This window comes from Streptomyces sp. CC0208 (assembly GCF_003443735.1).
In the GTDB taxonomy this organism is placed as follows: domain Bacteria; phylum Actinomycetota; class Actinomycetes; order Streptomycetales; family Streptomycetaceae; genus Streptomyces; species Streptomyces sviceus.
Genome location: NZ_CP031969.1, coordinates 3,675,113 through 3,690,074, shown reverse-complemented (window position 1 = coordinate 3,690,074; position 14,962 = coordinate 3,675,113). Strand labels below are relative to the sequence as shown.

The following is a 14,962-nucleotide window of genomic DNA, read 5'->3' as shown; positions in this document are numbered from 1 at the left end:
GGGGGCCTTTCAGGTACCGAGCGAGGAGAGGACGTCGCGGCGCAGCGCCACGCGCGCGGGATCGTCGTGGGCCGAACGGTCGCGCGGGCGCGGGACCTCGCGTACGGCGCTCAGGCGGCCGCCGCCGAGGAGGGCTACGCGGTCGCCGAGGAAGAGGGCCTCGTCCACGTCGTGGGTGACGAAGACGACCGTGGCGCCCGTGCCCTGGAGCACCTCGACCAGCAGGTCCTGCATGCCGGCGCGGGTCTGGGCGTCGAGGGCGCCGAAGGGTTCGTCCATGAGGACGGCACGGGGGTGGCCGGCGAGGGCACGGGCCAGTTGGGCACGCTGGCGCTGTCCGCCGGAGACGCGGTGCGGCAACTGCCGGGCGTGGTCGGCGAGTCCGACCCGGGCCAGCCAGGACTCGGCCTGTGCGCGGCGGTCGGCGCGTGACAGGCCCTTGATGGCGAGGGGGAGTTCGACGTTGGCGCGCAGGGTGCGCCAGGGCAGGAGGGCGTCCTCCTGGAAGACCAGGGCGCGGTCGGCCGAGGGGCGGGTCAAGGGGCGGGAGTCCTGGGTGACCTGGCCGGAGAGGGGGGCCAGGAGGCCGGCCAGGGTGCGCAGCAGGGTCGACTTGCCGCAGCCGGAGGGGCCGACGACGGTGAGGATCTCACCAGGGGCCACATCGAGTTCCACCGCGTCGAGTACGGGTGCGTCGGGCCGTCCCAGTGCGGTGCCGTGCAGGGCCAGCGCCGCACCGGTGCCGGAGCGGGAACGCCCCTCAGACGAGCTGGTCATGGGGGATGCCCTCCTTCGTCCTGGGGCTGACAGGCACGGCAGTCGAGGTGTCGCGTGCCCGCCGCAGGGTTCGCCCGCCGACGTACGACGTCCTCGGCAGCCACCGCGTCAGCCGCCGCCCCAGCAGCTCCACGGCCGTGGAGGTGACCCAGCCGAGGACGCCGATGGTGACCATGCCGACGAAGACGCCCGCGTAGTCGACGACGGTGTAGTCCTGCCAGGTGCGGTAGCCGACGCCGTACTGGCCGGAGATCATCTCGGCGGAGATCACACAGATCCACGAGACGCCGATGCCGACCGAGAGGCCGCCGAAGATGCCGGGCAGGGCGCCCGGCAGGACGACCGAGGCGAGGATCCGCCACCGGCCGCCGCCCATGGTCAGCACCGCCTCCTCCCACACGGGGGTCAGGGCGCGGACCGCGTGCCGGGTGGAGACCAGGACGGGGAAGAAGGCGGCGGTGAAGGTGATGAAGACGATGCCCTGCTCGTTGGAGGGGAACAGCAGGATCGCGACGGGGACCAGGGCGATCGCCGGGATCGGGCGGACGACCTCCAGGACCGGGCCGAGAAGGTCCTCGGCGAGGCGGGAGCGCGCGATGAGCACGCCCGTCGCCACGCCGAGCACCGCGGCGAGCAGGAAGCCGGTGAGGATGCGGGTGAGGCTGTCGGTGAGGTCCGTCCAGTAGTCGGGACCGGACAGCCGGTCGGCGAAGGCGCTCGCCACGTCCGTGACCGTGGGGAACTGCGAGAAGCGCAGCCACAGGTCGATGTCGAGGCTGGTCAGCAGCTGCCACACGCCGAGGGCGATCGCCAGGGAGGCCGCCCTGAGCGCGTACCGGCCGGCTTTCGGCAGGGGCCGGCTCACGACGCCCGCTCCAGCGCGTCGGCGTATGTGATGACCCGGGCGCCGCCGTGCGCGGAGACGTACGCCCGCGCGGTCTCCGGGGCGACGAAGGGCAGCAGTTGGTCGCCGTCGGCCACCCAGATCGCCTTGTCGGCGAACCAGAGGGTGCCGGTGGTGGCGTCGGGGACGTAGGCGCCGCGGATGCCGTTCCGGTGCGCGGAGACGTACGCCAGCAGCTCCGAAGGCGTCTTGAAGCTCTGCGTGGCGGAGGCGCCCTTGGGCCAGACCTCGCTCGCGGAGGCGGCGGGAGCGGCGGCGAGGCGGGCCGCGTAACCGGCCCCGAGGGCCTTCCTGACGTACTGGTCGTCGACGAAGGAGTCCACGTCGATGTCACCGGTCAGCTTGGCCGCCTTCAGCACCGAGACGTCCTGCTTCAGCGCGGAGACCAGCTGCGGCTTGACGGCCGGGTCGAAGGTGGAGATGCCGTGGTCGCCGTTGTAGAGGTAGACGACCTCGGCGGGCAGGCCGGTGGCCTTCGCGACCGACTCGGCGGCGGCGACCGGGTGGTCGTGGAGGTAGTCGGTGGCCTCGGCCTGGGCTTTGAGGAACGCCTCCAGGACCGCCGGGCGCTTCTCGGCGAAGTCCTCGCGGGCGGTGACACCGTGGAAGGTCGGGAGGTTGAGCTCGGCACCGTCGTAGAGGGCCTTCGCCTTGCCCTGGTAGGTGAGCAGTCCCGGCCAGGCGACGAACTGCGAGAGCGCGTCCGTACTGCCCGCCGTCAGGGCCGAGGCACCCACCGCGGGCTGCTGGTTGAGCTTCTCGATGCCCTTGTCGGGATCGATGCCGGCGCGCTGGAGGGCGCGGACGAGGGTTCCGTCGGCGGCCGAGCCGACGCTGGTGGAGACCTTCTTGCCGCGCAGATCGGCGAGCGAGGCGAGCTTGGAGTCCGGGGAGGTGACGATCGTGTTCAGGCCGCCGCGCAGGTTGTAGCCGGTGACCGAGACCAGATGGGTGGGCTTGCCGAGCTGCTTGCCGCGGGCCGCGTTGATGAGGAGCGGGAAGTCGCCCATCGAGCCGATGTCGATCTTCCCGGCGGTCATCTGGGCGGTGATGGGGGCGCCGGTGGCGTAGTCCTGCCAGTCGACCTTGTAGGTCCTGCCGTCGTGCAGCGAGTTGAGTTCCTTCTCGAAGTAGCCGAGGGAGCGCAGCAGGGTGCCGGCGGTGACCGTGTTGATGGTCCTGGACTGGTAGCCGACGGTGACGGTGACCGTGGAGCCGTCGCCCGCCTGGGCGCTGCCGCAGGCCGTCAGCGGCGCCAGCAACAGCAGGGTGGCGACAACTGATGTGTGTTTCATGGGAGTTCGAGACCTCTCACCGGAGCAGATAGGGCATGTTGACCGTGACGGCTCCGGTGGGACAGCGGGCCGCGCACGGGCCGCAGTACCAGCACTCGTCGACGTGCATGTAGGCCTTGCCGCTGCTGTTGTCGATGGCCAGGGAGTCCAGCGGGCACATGTCCACGCAGAGCGTGCAGCCGTCGATGCACTTCGACTCGTCGATGGTCACGGGCACGTCGGCCCGCTGGGGCACCAAGGGCATGGCTGTCTCCAGGAAACGGCTCGGAAAGAGGTCAGAGGGAGCGGTGCAGCAGGCCGCTCATGGTGATGCGGTCGCCGCGGAAGCGGATGAACTCCAGGTCGACCGGACGGCCGTCGGCGAGGTGCGTGAGGCGTTCCAGCATGAGGACGGCCGCCCCGCGCGGGGCCTCCAGTACGGCGGCGGAGTGCGTGTCGGCGTTCACCGCCTCCAGGGTGATCTCGGCGTGGCCGAGGCCCTGTCCGGTGATCGTCTCCAGGAGGCGGAAGACGTCGGTGTTCTCCAGGTCGGCGCCGAGCAGGGCGGTGCCGAGGTCGAGCGGGATGTAGGTGAGGTCGAGGGAGAGGGGCAGGCCGTTCAGGCGGCGCAGACGTTCGATGTAGAGGACATCGGCGCCCGGGGTGACCTGGAGGCGCCGGGCCACCGGGTGGGGGGCCGGGGCGGGGCCCATGGTGCGTACCTCGTTGGTGACCGTGCCGTGTTCGCGCAGGGTTTCCGCGAGGCCCATCAGACGGTCCAGGCCGTGGGGGTACTTCCGGCCGACGACCACGGTGCCGACGCCGGGCAGGCGCTCGACCAGGCCCTCCGCGCGGAGCAGGTCCAGGGCTTGGCGGACCGTGTTGCGGGAGGCGCGGTAGTCGGCGGCCAGGGTCGTCTCGTGGGGCAGGCTGCCGCTTTCGAAGCCGCCGGTGAGGATCTGATGGCGGAGGAGGTCGGCGAGCTGTCGTGCCTGGTCCGCGCGCAGCCGGCGCCGGGCACGGGCGGCGACGGTGGTCGCGCCCTGGCCGGCGTGGTCCCGGATACGGTCGGTGGATGGCATGGCTGGAACCATACCGAGCTGGTAGGAAATCCAGTGTTGCCGGATTGTTGCGCCACCTGACGGTGTGACGGATCCGGGTCTGACCTGTGGTTTTTTGGTCTGTGGGGTGAGATGTGCCACCTGGCGAGGCAAGCGCGGGGTGTGCGGCCTGCCCAGGGGCGCGGGGCTGTGTCGATATGCGGCTCCGCCGCGTGGGCGCGACAAGCCCCCACCGGCCGGCAGCCGACAATCGACCGCCCTACGCCAGCGCCGACAACCCCGGCCCGAAAACGATCAACAACGGCAACAACGGCACCAGCGCAGCCGTCGCAGACGTCAGCGCCCGCTGCCTGCGCAGCAACCGCGGCGGCGGCTCCAGCAACCGATCCACCCGCTCACCCAGCAACCGATGACTGGACGCACACGACAGCACCCCCCGATGCTGGTTCAGCTCGATCAGCGCCAGCGCCGTCGTCAGATGCCCGCACCGCCGCGACGCCGTGTCGTCCGCCGCCAGCTCCACCAGCCGGTGCGTCTGGTCGCAGAAGTGGGCGAACAGCGGCACCCGCGGAAACCCGGTGGCCAGCGCGGTCGACAGATGGAGCAGCCAGTCGTGGCGGGCCCGGGCGTGCCCGCGCTCGTGGGTGAGGACCGCGTCCAGCTGGTGGTCGGTCAGCCGGTGCAGCGCGCCGGTCGTCACGATCAGCTGCGGCGGACTCCCCGGCATCCACCAGGCGTCCGGGTACTCGTCCTCCAGCACCAGCAGCGGACCGCGCGTCGCCGTCCCCAGCCCGGCCGGCAGGTCCGGCGCGCGCTCCCGCAGATGCTCACGCGCGGCGCCGCGGCGCCGACGGGCCTCGACCAGTTCACGGGCCAGCATCGCCGTGGTCCAGGCGGCCCCGGCCGCCAGCAGGAGGGTGGAGGCGACCGCCCAGACCGGCGCGGCCGACAGGTCGTACGCCGCGGTCACGGCCGGCGGCGCCGGGGCGAACACATGGTCGCGGACCGTGTGGAAGACCGCCGCCGCGCCCAGCACCAGCGCGGTCAGACAGCACAGCAGCACCGTGGCGACCAGGCACTGCCACACCCACAGCCCCACCACCGGTTCCCGTTCGGGCCACGCGGCCCGGGTGAGCGCGCGCGGCACCGGCACGGCGGCCGCGACGGCGACGGTGCTCAGCAGGAGCAGGCAGAGAGTCATGCCACGGGCTCCGGATCCTGATCGGAGACAGGGGAGGTGGGGCGGTGTGGTGAGGCGCTGCTGGGCGGTCGACACGTCGTCCCACGCATGCCGCCCGCCGCCAGTATGCCGTGAGTGGAGGCCCCGCGGCAGGGCTCGAACGGCTCCGGACGCCTCACACGTCCCCGGACACCACTCGTCCCACCACGTCCCCGAGCCCCACCCGGACCCCGTCCGGACCGGGAGCCCACGCCGACAGCGTCACCACGTCCCCGTCCTCCAGGAACGTCCGCTTCCCGTCGGGGAGTTCCAGCGCGTCCCGTCCGTTCCAGGTCAGCTCCAGCAGCGACCCCCGCTCGGCGGCGGAGGGCCCGCTCACCGTCCCCGAGCCGTACAGGTCACCCGTCCTGAGCGAGGCCCCGTTCACCGTCATGTGCGCCAACTGCTGGGCCGCCGTCCAGTACATGGTCGAGAAGGGCGGCTCCGACACCACATGGCCGTTGATCGCGACGGAGATCCGCAGGTCGTAGCCCCCCCGCTCGACGTCGGAGGCGGAGTCGTCCAGATACGGCAACAGCTCGTGCGTCCGCTCCGGCGGTGCCACCCGCGCCTCCTCCAGCGCGTCCAGCGGGGTGATCCACGCCGACACCGACGTGGCGAAGGACTTGCCGAGGAACGGTCCGAGAGGGACGTACTCCCAGGCCTGGATGTCCCGCGCGGACCAGTCGTTGAGCAGGCACAGTCCGAAGACGTGCTCCCGGAAGTCGCCGAGCCCGACCGGCCGGCCCAGCTCGGACGGCACCCCGACCACGAAGCCGACCTCCGCCTCGATGTCGAGCCGCACGGACGGCCCGAAGACGGGAGCGGCATCAGAAACGGCCTTCCGCTGCCCCGAGGGCCGGACGACGTCCGTGCCCGAGACCACCACCGTGCCCGAGCGGCCGTGGTAACCGATCGGCAGGTGCTTCCAGTTGGGGGTCAGGGAGTCCGCCGCGTCCGGGCGGAAGATCTGGCCGACGTTTCGCGCGTGGTTCTCGGAGGCGTAGAAGTCGACGTAGTCCGCGACCTCGAAGGGGAGGTGGAGGTCGACCGACGACAGCGGGTGGAAGAGGCCCGCGATCGCCTCCTGGTGCGCCGGCACCGTCACCCACGCGGTCAGCGCGCGCCGCACGTCCGACCAGGCCGTGCGGCCGGCGGCGAGCAGCGGGCCGAGGGAGGGCCGGGCGAGCAGCGAGACGTACGGGGAGCCGAGGGCCGCGGCGGCCGCGCCCGCGTCGAGGACGTGGTCGCCGAGCCGGACGCCGACGGTCCGGTCGGCCGAGCCCGAGGGCGAGAAGACGCCGTACGGCAGGTTGTGCGGGCCGAAGGGGTCGCCCTCGGGCAGGTCGAAGGGGACATCGAAGGGGGGCATGGGGTGCTGCCTCACTCTCGCGCATGCCGTGCTGACCAGGTGGTCGCGGCACACGTTGCGGTCCGGGTGGTCGGGCCACACGTTACGGCCGAGTCGCCGGTCACGGGAGTGTCTGAAGGGTTGGCGATGTGGCTAAAGAGTTAGCAATGTCCTGTTAAGGGACGGTCGGAGGCTTCCATTCCGGCTTAGCGTCCTTTGCGAGCACGGACGGGATGGGTGGGGTCGCGTCCGTGGGGGGACGCGTGGGGGGACTGTGGCCAAAAGCGCGAGCAGTGTGCCGTTCAAGGCCGACCGTGAGGTGCCGGCCCTGATCGTCAAGTTCGGCGACTACCCCCTGCACCACGGGGGAGTCGGCGCGATCCGCAGTCTGGGCCGCCTCGGTGTACCCGTGTACGCCATCACGGAGGACCGATACACACCCGCGGCCGCCTCCCGCTATCTCACCCGCGCCTTCGTCTGGCCGACGACCGGCACCGAGGACCCCGGTCGGCTGGTCGAGGGACTGATCCGGATCGGGCGCCGCATCGGCCGCCCCGCGGTCCTCGTCCCGACCGACGAGGAGGCGGCGGTCCTGATCGCCGAGCACCAGAGCGACCTCTTCGGCCGGTTCCTCTTCCCGCGCGTGGAGCCCGGCCTCACCCGCCGGCTGGCCAGCAAACAGGGCCTGCACGAACTGTGCGTGGAACACGGGATCGCCAGCCCGCAGGCCGCCTTCCCGCAGTCGTACGACGACATCGTGGCCTTCGCCGAGACGGCCCGCTTCCCGGTGGTGGCCAAGAACCGCGAGGCGTTCGTACGGCGCCGACGGCCCGCGGTGGGCGGCACCACGCGTATCACCACCCGTGAAGGGCTGCTCGCCCTCGCCCGTGACTGGGGCGAGCGGCCCGGGGTGATCCTCCAGGAATACCTGCCACGAGAGGAGGCGGAGGACTGGATCGTGCACGCCTACTTCGACGACAACTCCACCCCGCTGGCCCTGTTCACCGGCGTCAAGGTGCGCTCCTGGCCGCCGCACGCGGGCATGACGGCCAACGCGTACGTCGTCGACAACCCGGAACTCGCGGACCTCGCCGCACGTTTCGTCAAACAGATCGGCTACACCGGCATCATCGACCTCGACCTGCGCTTCGACCGGCGCGACGGTCAGTACAAACTGCTCGACTTCAACCCCCGCATGGGCGCCCAGTTCCGGCTCTTCGAGAGCGAGTCGGGCGTGGACGTCGTCCGCGCCATGCACCTGGACCTGACCGGGCGGGCCGTTCCGGAGGGGGAACAGCGGGCCGGTCACCGCTATGTCGTGGAGAACATCGACCTGCCCGCCCTGCTCGCCTACCGCCGCAGCGGCTATACGACCCCGCACGCGCCGGTGCGGCCCAGCGGGACCGAACTGGCCTGGTTCGCGGGTGACGACCCGCTGCCGTTCCTCACCATGCTCGGGCGCTTCGTACGGCCCGGCGCGAAACATCTCTACCAGCTGTGGCGCACCAACCGCCGCGGCGGCACGACCAGGTGAACAGCCGCACCACTACGGCCAGGTGAACAGTGGCACCACCCGCACCACCCGCACCACCACGAAGTGACGAAGTGAACGTCCTGGGGAGGGACTTCGTGATCCAACCGGTAGCAGTCATCGGCGCCGGGCCCTTCGGCCTGTCGACCGCGGCCCATCTGCAGGCGCGCGGCATCCCCGTGCGCGTCTTCGGCGACCCCATGGTCAGCTGGCGCGACAGCATGCCCGCGGGCATGCTCCTCAAGTCCACTCCGGCCGCCTCCAACCTGGACGCGCCGCAGCCCGGGCACACCCTCGTCGACTACTGCGACGCGGCGGGCATCCGCCGGCTGGTGACCGACGAGGACATCATCCCCGTGGAGACCTTCATCGCCTACGGCCAGTGGTTCCAGCAGAAGCTGGTGCCCCAGCTGGAACAGGTGCGGGTGGTGTCCGTGGACCGCAGCGAGCGGGGCGGCTTCCAGCTCAAGCTCGACTCGGGGGAGTCGTTCACCGCGCGGGCGGTCGTCGTCGCCACCGGTCTCTCGGGGCTCTCCCACCTGCCCTCGGAACTGTCCGCCGCCGCACCCGACGGCCCCGCCCCCACCGCCCCGGTCTCCCACAGCTCCCAGCACCACGACCTCAGCCGGTACTCCGGCAAGGAGCTCATCGTCGTCGGCGCCGGCCAGTCCGCGCTGGAGACGGCCGTCCTCGCGGCGGAGGCGGGCGCCCAGGTCAGGGTGGTGGCACGCGGACGCGGCAGCGTGGACTTCGGCGCCCCGCCGTGGAAGCAGCCGAGGCTGCGCCCGGAGTCGCCCTTCGGCCGCGCCTGGTCGCTGTGGGCCCTGACCTACTACCCGCACCCCTACCGCCGGCTCCCGGCCGGCACCCGCCACTACCTGGTCCGGCGGGTCCTCGGCCCGCTCGGCGCGTGGTGGCTGCGCGACCGCTTCGAGGGCAAGGTGCAGGTCACCGAGGTGGACCGGATCCTCAAGGCGGACGCGGCCGACGGCCACCCGGCCCTGGACGTCCTCACCCACACCGGCGCGATGGACCGCCTCGACGCCGACCACGTCATCGCCGCCACCGGCTACCGCGTCGACCTCGCCGCGATGGACTTCCTCGGCCATGAACTGCGCGCGGCCCTCGCGGTCAGCCGGGGCACGCCCAGGCTCGGCGCCGGGTACGTCTCCTCCGTGCCGGGCCTGTACTTCACGGGCCTGCCGGCGGCGGCCTCCTACGGCCCGGTGATGCGCTTCGTGTGCGGCACGGAGTTCGCCTCCCCACGCCTGGCCCGACACCTGGCGACGGCCCACGGCTAGCCGCGGAGGTACTCCAGCCGCGAGGGACCTGCCCTGGGTGTGCGGGCACGTCCTGCGGTCCTTGTGTACGGGGGTCGGGGCTCCGGTGTCTGGCGGCGGGTAGCCCGCTCGGCGCGAGCGGCCTGCGGGGCGGGGGCCGGTCCACCCCGTGCCCCTCGTGTCTGGGCGACAGGGGCCGGGTGTCCTGCGGAGGGTGGACCGGTTTGCCCGCGTAGCCTGCGGGTGTGGGCCGGTCCGCCCTGCCGTCCTCGTGTACGGGCGGCGGGGCTGTCCTACGGCGGGTCGTCCGGCCCGCCCCCGCGGCCTGCGGCGTATGGCTGCCCGGTACGTCCTGCGGTCCTTGTGTACGGGGGGGCGGGGCTCCGGTGTCCTGCGACGGGTAGCCCGGTCGGTCCGCGTGGCCTGCGGGGCGCGGGGCGGGTCCACCCCGCGGTCCTCGGATACGGGCGACAGGGCCCGGGTGTCCTGCGGTGGGGAGCCCGGTCGGTCCGCGCGGCCTGCCGGGTGTGGGCCGGTCCGCCCTGCCGTCCTCGTGTACGGGCGGCGGGGCTGGTCTGCCCCCGTGGCCTGCGAGGTGGGGCCTCTTCTACCTCGCGGGTCCCCTCGCGTACGAGCGACAGGGCCCCCTCCGGCGTCCCGAGTCGGGTCGTCCGGCCCGCCCCCGCGGCCTGCGGGGTGTGGGCGCCCGACACCCCCTGGTCCTCGTACACAGGTGCCGAGGCCCCGGCTCCCGCTACGGGTAACCCGACCGCCCCGCGAGACGTGGCCCGGCTCTCTCTCCCCCCCCCACGAACCCCGCCTACGACCGGTAACGCCCCAGCGTCCGCAGCCCCGGCAGTGCCCTGTCCCCGAAGTCGAACAGCGCCAGGTTCTCCCACGCGTTGCCCGCGGACGGGTCCGTCGGGTCCCAGCCGCTGCCCGCGCGGTAGGTCCACAGGCCTTCCCAGTAGCAGTAGCCGAGGCCCTGCCCGTCCGGGACGCCGGCGGCGAGGTCGGCCACCGTGCGCAGCCACGCGGCCTGGCCCTCCGGGGTGGCGGGGAAACCGTCGGTCAGCTGCGAGGGGCTGTTCATGATGTCGTTGACGCCGTCCTCGCTCTCCAGCGTGAACGGGTACGCCGTCTCGGCTATTACGCACGGTTTGCCGTAACGCGCCGTGATGTCCGCCATGTTGGCGGCCGCGTCCGCGATCGGGCCGTGCCAGAACGGGTAGTACGAGAGCCCGATGATGTCGAAGTCGACGCCGTACGACACCACGTTGTCGAACCACCAGCGGTACAGCCCGTTGTCGCCGCCGTTCGCCAGATGCAGGATCGTGCGGACGCGCGGGGTGGTGTCGCGGGCCGCGCTCAGACCGGCCTTGAGGAAGGCGGTCATGTTGTCGAAGTGCTCCCAGTTGCCCTCGGGCCAGATCAGGCCGCCGTTCAGCTCGTTGCCGATCTGCACCAGTTGGGCCGGGGTGCCCTGCCGCTTCAGCGCACCGAGGACGTCGGCCGTGTGGTCGTACACCGCCCTCGCCAGGCCCGCCACGTCCAGGCCCGCCCAGGCGGCCGGCTTGGTCTGGTGCGCCGGGTCGGCCCAGCTGTCGGAGTAGTGGAAGTCGATCCAGACGCCGACCCCGGCCCGCTTGAGGCGGCGGGCGAGCGGCAGGATGTGCGCCTTGGTGTTGTAGCCGTCGGCCGGGTTCACCCACACCTTGAGACGGGCGTGGGTGACCCCGGCCTGCGCGATCAGACGGATCGGGTCCGCGCGGTGACCGTCGGCGGTGCGGTACACCGCGCCGTGGTCCTCGTTCTTCGGCAGCGAGGAGATGTCCGCCCCCCGGATGTCCAGACAGCCCCGCCGACCGGCGGCCGGCGCGCCGGTGGCGGGTGCCGCGGTGGCGGGTGCCGCGGCGGCCGGCGCGCCCCCCAGCACGGGAACGGCCAGCGCGGCGGCTCCGGCAGCGGTGAGAACACTGCGTCTGCGCATGTCAAAGGGTCCTTTCGCGGACGGCCACGGAGATACCGGCTCTGCGGTGGCCAGGGCGGCCGGGGGACGGCCGGGGAGATGTCGAGGAGCGGAGTGAAGGGAGCCGGTGAACCGCGTGACGACTCAGAAAACCCTCATTTTCTGTGATCGTGCACAGCTCCCCTCACCCCTGTCCTGGGCGAGCAACAAGTAGGTAACCCCACGCACCCGCCATTGACAAGGGGCCGAAACAATTCTCTACTGTGCACGATCACAGAGCCGCGCGGCCCTCGCGCACAGCCTCTCGGTCACGTCCGCAGAACCTCCCCCCACGGCGGTTGCCGCGAACGCGCGACGTCTCGAGACCGGCTGGTTCCAAGTCAGGGGAGATGAAGATGTCGATCAACCGCCGCCAGATCAGCAGGCGCACCATCCTCGCCGGGGCCGCAGCCCTCGGCCTCACGGGCACCCTCGCCGCCTGCGGCGGTTCCGACGACAAGGACTCCGGCGAGAGCAGCGGGCCCGTCAAGCTGACCTACTGGTCGTGGGCGCCGAACATGGAGAAGGTCGCCGCGATCTGGAACAAGAAGAACCCGGACATCACGGTCACGGTGTCCAAGCAGGCCAGCGGTCAGGAGATCCTCTCCAAGCTGATCACCGCGAAGAAGGCCGGCCACGCCCCCGACCTGATCCAGGTCGAGTACCAGTCGCTGCCCACCCTGGTCTCCAACGACGTCCTCGCCGACATCTCCAAGTACGCCGGTGACACCAAGTCCGAGTTCGCCGAGGGCCTGTGGGGCATGGTCACCCTCGGCACGGACGCGCTCTACGCGATCCCGCAGGACTCCGGGCCGCTGATGTTCTACTACCGCGAGGACCTCTTCAAGAAGCACGGCCTCACCGTGCCGAAGACCTGGACGGAGTTCGCGGAGACCGCCCGCGCCGCCAAGAAGGCCGTCCCGGACGCCTACTTGACCACCTTCTCCGCCAACGACCCCGGTCTCTTCGCGGGCCTCTCCCAGCAGGCCGGCGGCAATTGGTGGACCGTCGACCCGTCCGGCAAGTGGACCGTCGGCATCGACGACGCGGCCACCAAGAAGGTCGCCGAGTTCTGGGGCGGGCTCGTGCAGGAGGGAGTCGTCGACAACCAGCCGATGTACACCCCGGCCTGGAACAACGCCCTCAACAAGGGCACCCACCTCGCCTGGGTCTCCGCCGTCTGGGCGCCCGGGGTGCTGGTCTCCTCCGCCCCCGACACCAAGGGCAAGTGGCGCATGGCCCCGCTGCCGCAGTGGAAGTCCGGCGACAACGTCACCGGCAGCTGGGGCGGTTCCTCCACCGGCGTCTCCACCGACTCCAAGCACGCGGAGGCCGCCGCCAAGTTCGCCACCTGGCTCAACACCGACCCGGAGGCGCTTGCCGCCCTGGTCAAGGAGGTCGCGATCTACCCGGCCGCCACGAAGGGCCAGTCCGGGGACGTCCTGACCACGCCGGAGTTCTTCTCGAACCAGGCGGACTTCTACACCACCGCCGGCGAGATCGCCGCGACCACCGCCGCCGCGGCCTGGGGCCCCAACGTCAACACGGCCTACACCACCTTCCAGGACGCCTTCGGCAAGGCCACCAAGGCGAAGAAGGAGACCCAGTTCGACTCCGCCCTCGCCACCGTGCAGTCGAAGACCTTCGCCGACATGAAGAAGCAGGGCTTCGAGGTGACCGAGGCATGACCAGCGCTCCGCTCAAGGGCGCCGACCTCACCGAGGTCGCGCCCTTGGCGGACGGCACCGGCACCGCCCAGTCCGTCCGCCCCAGCCGCCCCCGCCGCCGTGGCCGCAGCGCACCGTACTGGTTCCTGGTGCCCACCCTCACCCTCTTCGCCGCCTTCACCGTCGTGCCCATCGGGTACGCGATCTGGCTGAGCCTGCACCGGGTGCAGGTCAAGGGGATCGGGCTCGGCAAGGGCGCCCGGCAGCAGGTCTGGAACGGCATCGGCAACTACACCGACGTCCTGAACGACTCCGAGTTCGGCCACAGCGTGCTGCGGGCCTTCGGATACGGCCTCATCGTCATCCCGACCATGCTCGGCCTCGCCCTGCTGTTCGCGCTGATGCTGGACACGCCCAAGGCGCGCAGCGCGCCCTTCGCCCGGCTGATGATCTTCCTGCCGTACGCGGTGCCGGGCATCATCGCCGCGCTCATGTGGGGCTTCCTGTACCTGCCGGACGTCAGCCCCTTCTACTACCTGCTGGACAAGTTCGGCCTCCCGCAGCCCGACCTGTTCGACGGCGGCAACCTGTACCTCTCCTTCGCGAACATCGCGGTCTGGGGCGGCACCGGCTTCAACATGATCGTCATCTACACCGCCCTCAGGGCGATCCCGCCGGACATCTACGAGGCGGCCAGGCTCGACGGCGCGACCGACCTGGGCATCGCCCTGAAGATCAAGATCCCGATCGTGATGCCCTCCCTGGTGCTCACCTTCTTCTTCTCGGTGATCGCCACTCTCCAGGTCTTCACCGAGCCGATGGCCCTCAAGCCGCTCACCAACGGCCTGCCCAGCTCGTGGAGCCCCCTGATGGCCATCTACGACAAGGCCTTCCTCCAGTCCGACATCTACGGCGCCTCCGCCACCGCGGTCGTCCTGGCCCTGGCCACGTATCTCCTCTCCTTCACCCTGCTGCGCGTCTCCGACCGCCACACCCGGGAGGACCGGGCATGACCCCGCTCACCCTCACCGCCACGTCCAAGGGCGGCCGCCGCACCGCGTGGGTGCCCACGCTCGTGCTGATCCTCGGCGCGCTGTACTGCCTGATCCCCATCGCCTGGGTGGTCGTCGCGGCGACCAAGGACCGGTCGGAGCTCTTCTCCACCTTCACCTTCGCCCCGGGCAGCGGCTTCTTCCAGAACCTGAGCGACCTGACCGCCTACCGCGACGGCATCTTCTGGCGGTGGATGGCCAACTCGGCCTTCTACGCCGGTCTCGGCGCCCTGCTCTCCGCCGCGGTCTCCGCCGCCGGCGGCTATGCGCTCGGCCGCTACAGCTTCCGCGGCCGTGAGGCCATCTTCAAGATGATCCTGGCCGGGGTCCTGGTGCCGTCCATCGTGCTGGCCGTACCGCAGTACCTGCTGCTGTCGAAGCTCGGCATGGCCGACTCGTACTGGTCGATGCTGCTGCCGTCGATCCTGTCGCCGTACGGCGTCTACCTGGTCCGCATCTACGCGGCCGCGTCGGTGCCCGCCGAGCTCATGGAGGCGGCCCGGATGGACGGCGCGAGCGAGTGGAGGATCTTCTCGCGGATCGCCGTACCGATGATGATGCCCGGCCTGATCACGGTGTTCCTCTTCCAGTTCGTCGGCATCTGGAACAACTTCCTGCTGCCCTTCGTCATGCTGGCGGACGACGAGAAGTTCCCGATCACCCTCGGCCTGTACACGCTGCTCGCCCAGGGCGCCTCGCAGCCCGCGCTGTACACCCTGGTCATCACCGGGTGTCTGCTCGCGATCCTTCCGCTGATCGGGCTCTTCCTGGTGATCCAGCGGTTCTGGTCGCTGGACCTGATGAGCGGATCGGTCAAGGCCTGAGGCCCCGGGCTCCC

The 14,962-nt window shown here is 71.3% G+C and carries 13 protein-coding genes; 5 read left to right on the top strand and 8 right to left on the bottom strand.

Annotated features, from left to right (window positions below):
- Positions 1–9: 9 nt before the first annotated feature.
- From D1369_RS16705 to fahA, 7 genes are all read right to left on the bottom strand, one after another.
- Positions 10–777, bottom strand: coding sequence for an ABC transporter ATP-binding protein (locus D1369_RS16705; RefSeq protein WP_007383978.1), 768 nt, complete (start codon positions 775–777; stop codon positions 10–12).
- A complete protein-coding gene (locus D1369_RS16700) occupies positions 761–1,642 on the bottom strand; it encodes an ABC transporter permease (protein WP_037901098.1) in 882 nt (293 codons plus the stop codon). Before D1369_RS16700 ends, D1369_RS16705 begins: the two co-directional genes overlap by 17 nt.
- A complete protein-coding gene (locus tag D1369_RS16695) occupies positions 1,639–2,976 on the bottom strand; it encodes an ABC transporter substrate-binding protein (protein ID WP_007383980.1) in 1,338 nt (445 codons plus the stop codon). Before D1369_RS16695 ends, D1369_RS16700 begins: the two co-directional genes overlap by 4 nt.
- Before the next feature lie 16 nt (positions 2,977–2,992).
- Positions 2,993–3,220: a 4Fe-4S dicluster domain-containing protein gene (locus tag D1369_RS16690; RefSeq protein WP_007383981.1), complete on the bottom strand. Its 228-nt coding sequence runs from the start codon at positions 3,218–3,220 to the stop codon at positions 2,993–2,995.
- Positions 3,221–3,251: 31 nt separating this feature from the next.
- Positions 3,252–4,037, bottom strand: a complete 786-nt coding sequence (locus D1369_RS16685) for a GntR family transcriptional regulator (RefSeq protein WP_007383982.1) — start codon at positions 4,035–4,037, stop codon at positions 3,252–3,254.
- A 238-nt stretch (positions 4,038–4,275) separates the two neighbouring features.
- On the bottom strand, positions 4,276–5,217 hold the full coding sequence (locus D1369_RS16680; RefSeq protein ID WP_007383983.1) for a M56 family metallopeptidase: 942 nt from the start codon (positions 5,215–5,217) through the stop codon (positions 4,276–4,278).
- A 154-nt stretch (positions 5,218–5,371) separates the two neighbouring features.
- On the bottom strand, positions 5,372–6,607 hold the full coding sequence (gene fahA / locus D1369_RS16675) for a fumarylacetoacetase (protein ID WP_007383984.1): 1,236 nt from the start codon (positions 6,605–6,607) through the stop codon (positions 5,372–5,374).
- Positions 6,608–6,881: 274 nt separating this feature from the next.
- Between fahA and D1369_RS16670 the strand changes: the two genes are divergently transcribed.
- Both D1369_RS16670 and D1369_RS16665 read left to right on the top strand, forming a co-directional pair.
- The gene (locus tag D1369_RS16670) at positions 6,882–8,120 is read left to right on the top strand and encodes a D-aspartate ligase (RefSeq protein WP_037901101.1); all 1,239 of its coding nucleotides are present in this window, start codon (positions 6,882–6,884) and stop codon (positions 8,118–8,120) included.
- Between the two features lie 95 nt (positions 8,121–8,215).
- On the top strand, positions 8,216–9,418 hold the full coding sequence (locus tag D1369_RS16665; protein ID WP_037903578.1) for an NAD(P)-binding domain-containing protein: 1,203 nt from the start codon (positions 8,216–8,218) through the stop codon (positions 9,416–9,418).
- A gap of 799 nt (positions 9,419–10,217) precedes the next feature.
- On the opposite strand, the gene D1369_RS16660 is transcribed toward D1369_RS16665, so the two are convergent.
- The gene (locus D1369_RS16660) at positions 10,218–11,387 is read right to left on the bottom strand and encodes an arabinogalactan endo-1,4-beta-galactosidase (RefSeq protein WP_037901104.1); all 1,170 of its coding nucleotides are present in this window, start codon (positions 11,385–11,387) and stop codon (positions 10,218–10,220) included.
- A 368-nt stretch (positions 11,388–11,755) separates the two neighbouring features.
- On the opposite strand from D1369_RS16660, the gene D1369_RS16655 reads away from it, so the two are divergent.
- The 3 genes from D1369_RS16655 to D1369_RS16645 are packed head-to-tail and all read left to right on the top strand — an operon-like array spanning position 11,756 to position 14,948.
- Entirely contained in the window at positions 11,756–13,093 is a 1,338-nt protein-coding gene (locus tag D1369_RS16655; protein ID WP_037901106.1) for an extracellular solute-binding protein, read from the top strand.
- Positions 13,090–14,085, top strand: a complete 996-nt coding sequence (locus D1369_RS16650; RefSeq protein ID WP_037901107.1) for a sugar ABC transporter permease — start codon at positions 13,090–13,092, stop codon at positions 14,083–14,085. Before D1369_RS16655 ends, D1369_RS16650 begins: the two co-directional genes overlap by 4 nt.
- The gene (locus D1369_RS16645; RefSeq protein WP_007383991.1) at positions 14,082–14,948 is read left to right on the top strand and encodes a carbohydrate ABC transporter permease; all 867 of its coding nucleotides are present in this window, start codon (positions 14,082–14,084) and stop codon (positions 14,946–14,948) included. The genes D1369_RS16650 and D1369_RS16645 overlap by 4 nt, the downstream gene beginning before the upstream one ends.
- Positions 14,949–14,962 lie beyond the last annotated feature (14 nt).

What these genes read in the sequence shown, in the direction of transcription:
- D1369_RS16685 (WP_007383982.1), bottom strand. Translation starts at nt 4,037, where the DNA reads ATGCCATCCACCGACCGTATCCGGGACCACGCCGGCCAGGGCGCGACC.
- D1369_RS16690 (WP_007383981.1), bottom strand. Translation starts at nt 3,220, where the DNA reads ATGCCCTTGGTGCCCCAGCGGGCCGACGTGCCCGTGACCATCGACGAG.
- D1369_RS16655 (WP_037901106.1), top strand. Translation starts at nt 11,756, where the DNA reads ATGAAGATGTCGATCAACCGCCGCCAGATCAGCAGGCGCACCATCCTC.
- D1369_RS16695 (WP_007383980.1), bottom strand. Translation starts at nt 2,976, where the DNA reads ATGAAACACACATCAGTTGTCGCCACCCTGCTGTTGCTGGCGCCGCTG.
- D1369_RS16650 (WP_037901107.1), top strand. Translation starts at nt 13,090, where the DNA reads ATGACCAGCGCTCCGCTCAAGGGCGCCGACCTCACCGAGGTCGCGCCC.
- D1369_RS16705 (WP_007383978.1), bottom strand. Translation starts at nt 777, where the DNA reads ATGACCAGCTCGTCTGAGGGGCGTTCCCGCTCCGGCACCGGTGCGGCG.
- D1369_RS16660 (WP_037901104.1), bottom strand. Translation starts at nt 11,387, where the DNA reads ATGCGCAGACGCAGTGTTCTCACCGCTGCCGGAGCCGCCGCGCTGGCC.
- D1369_RS16680 (WP_007383983.1), bottom strand. Translation starts at nt 5,217, where the DNA reads ATGACTCTCTGCCTGCTCCTGCTGAGCACCGTCGCCGTCGCGGCCGCC.
- D1369_RS16645 (WP_007383991.1), top strand. Translation starts at nt 14,082, where the DNA reads ATGACCCCGCTCACCCTCACCGCCACGTCCAAGGGCGGCCGCCGCACC.
- fahA (WP_007383984.1), bottom strand. Translation starts at nt 6,607, where the DNA reads ATGCCCCCCTTCGATGTCCCCTTCGACCTGCCCGAGGGCGACCCCTTC.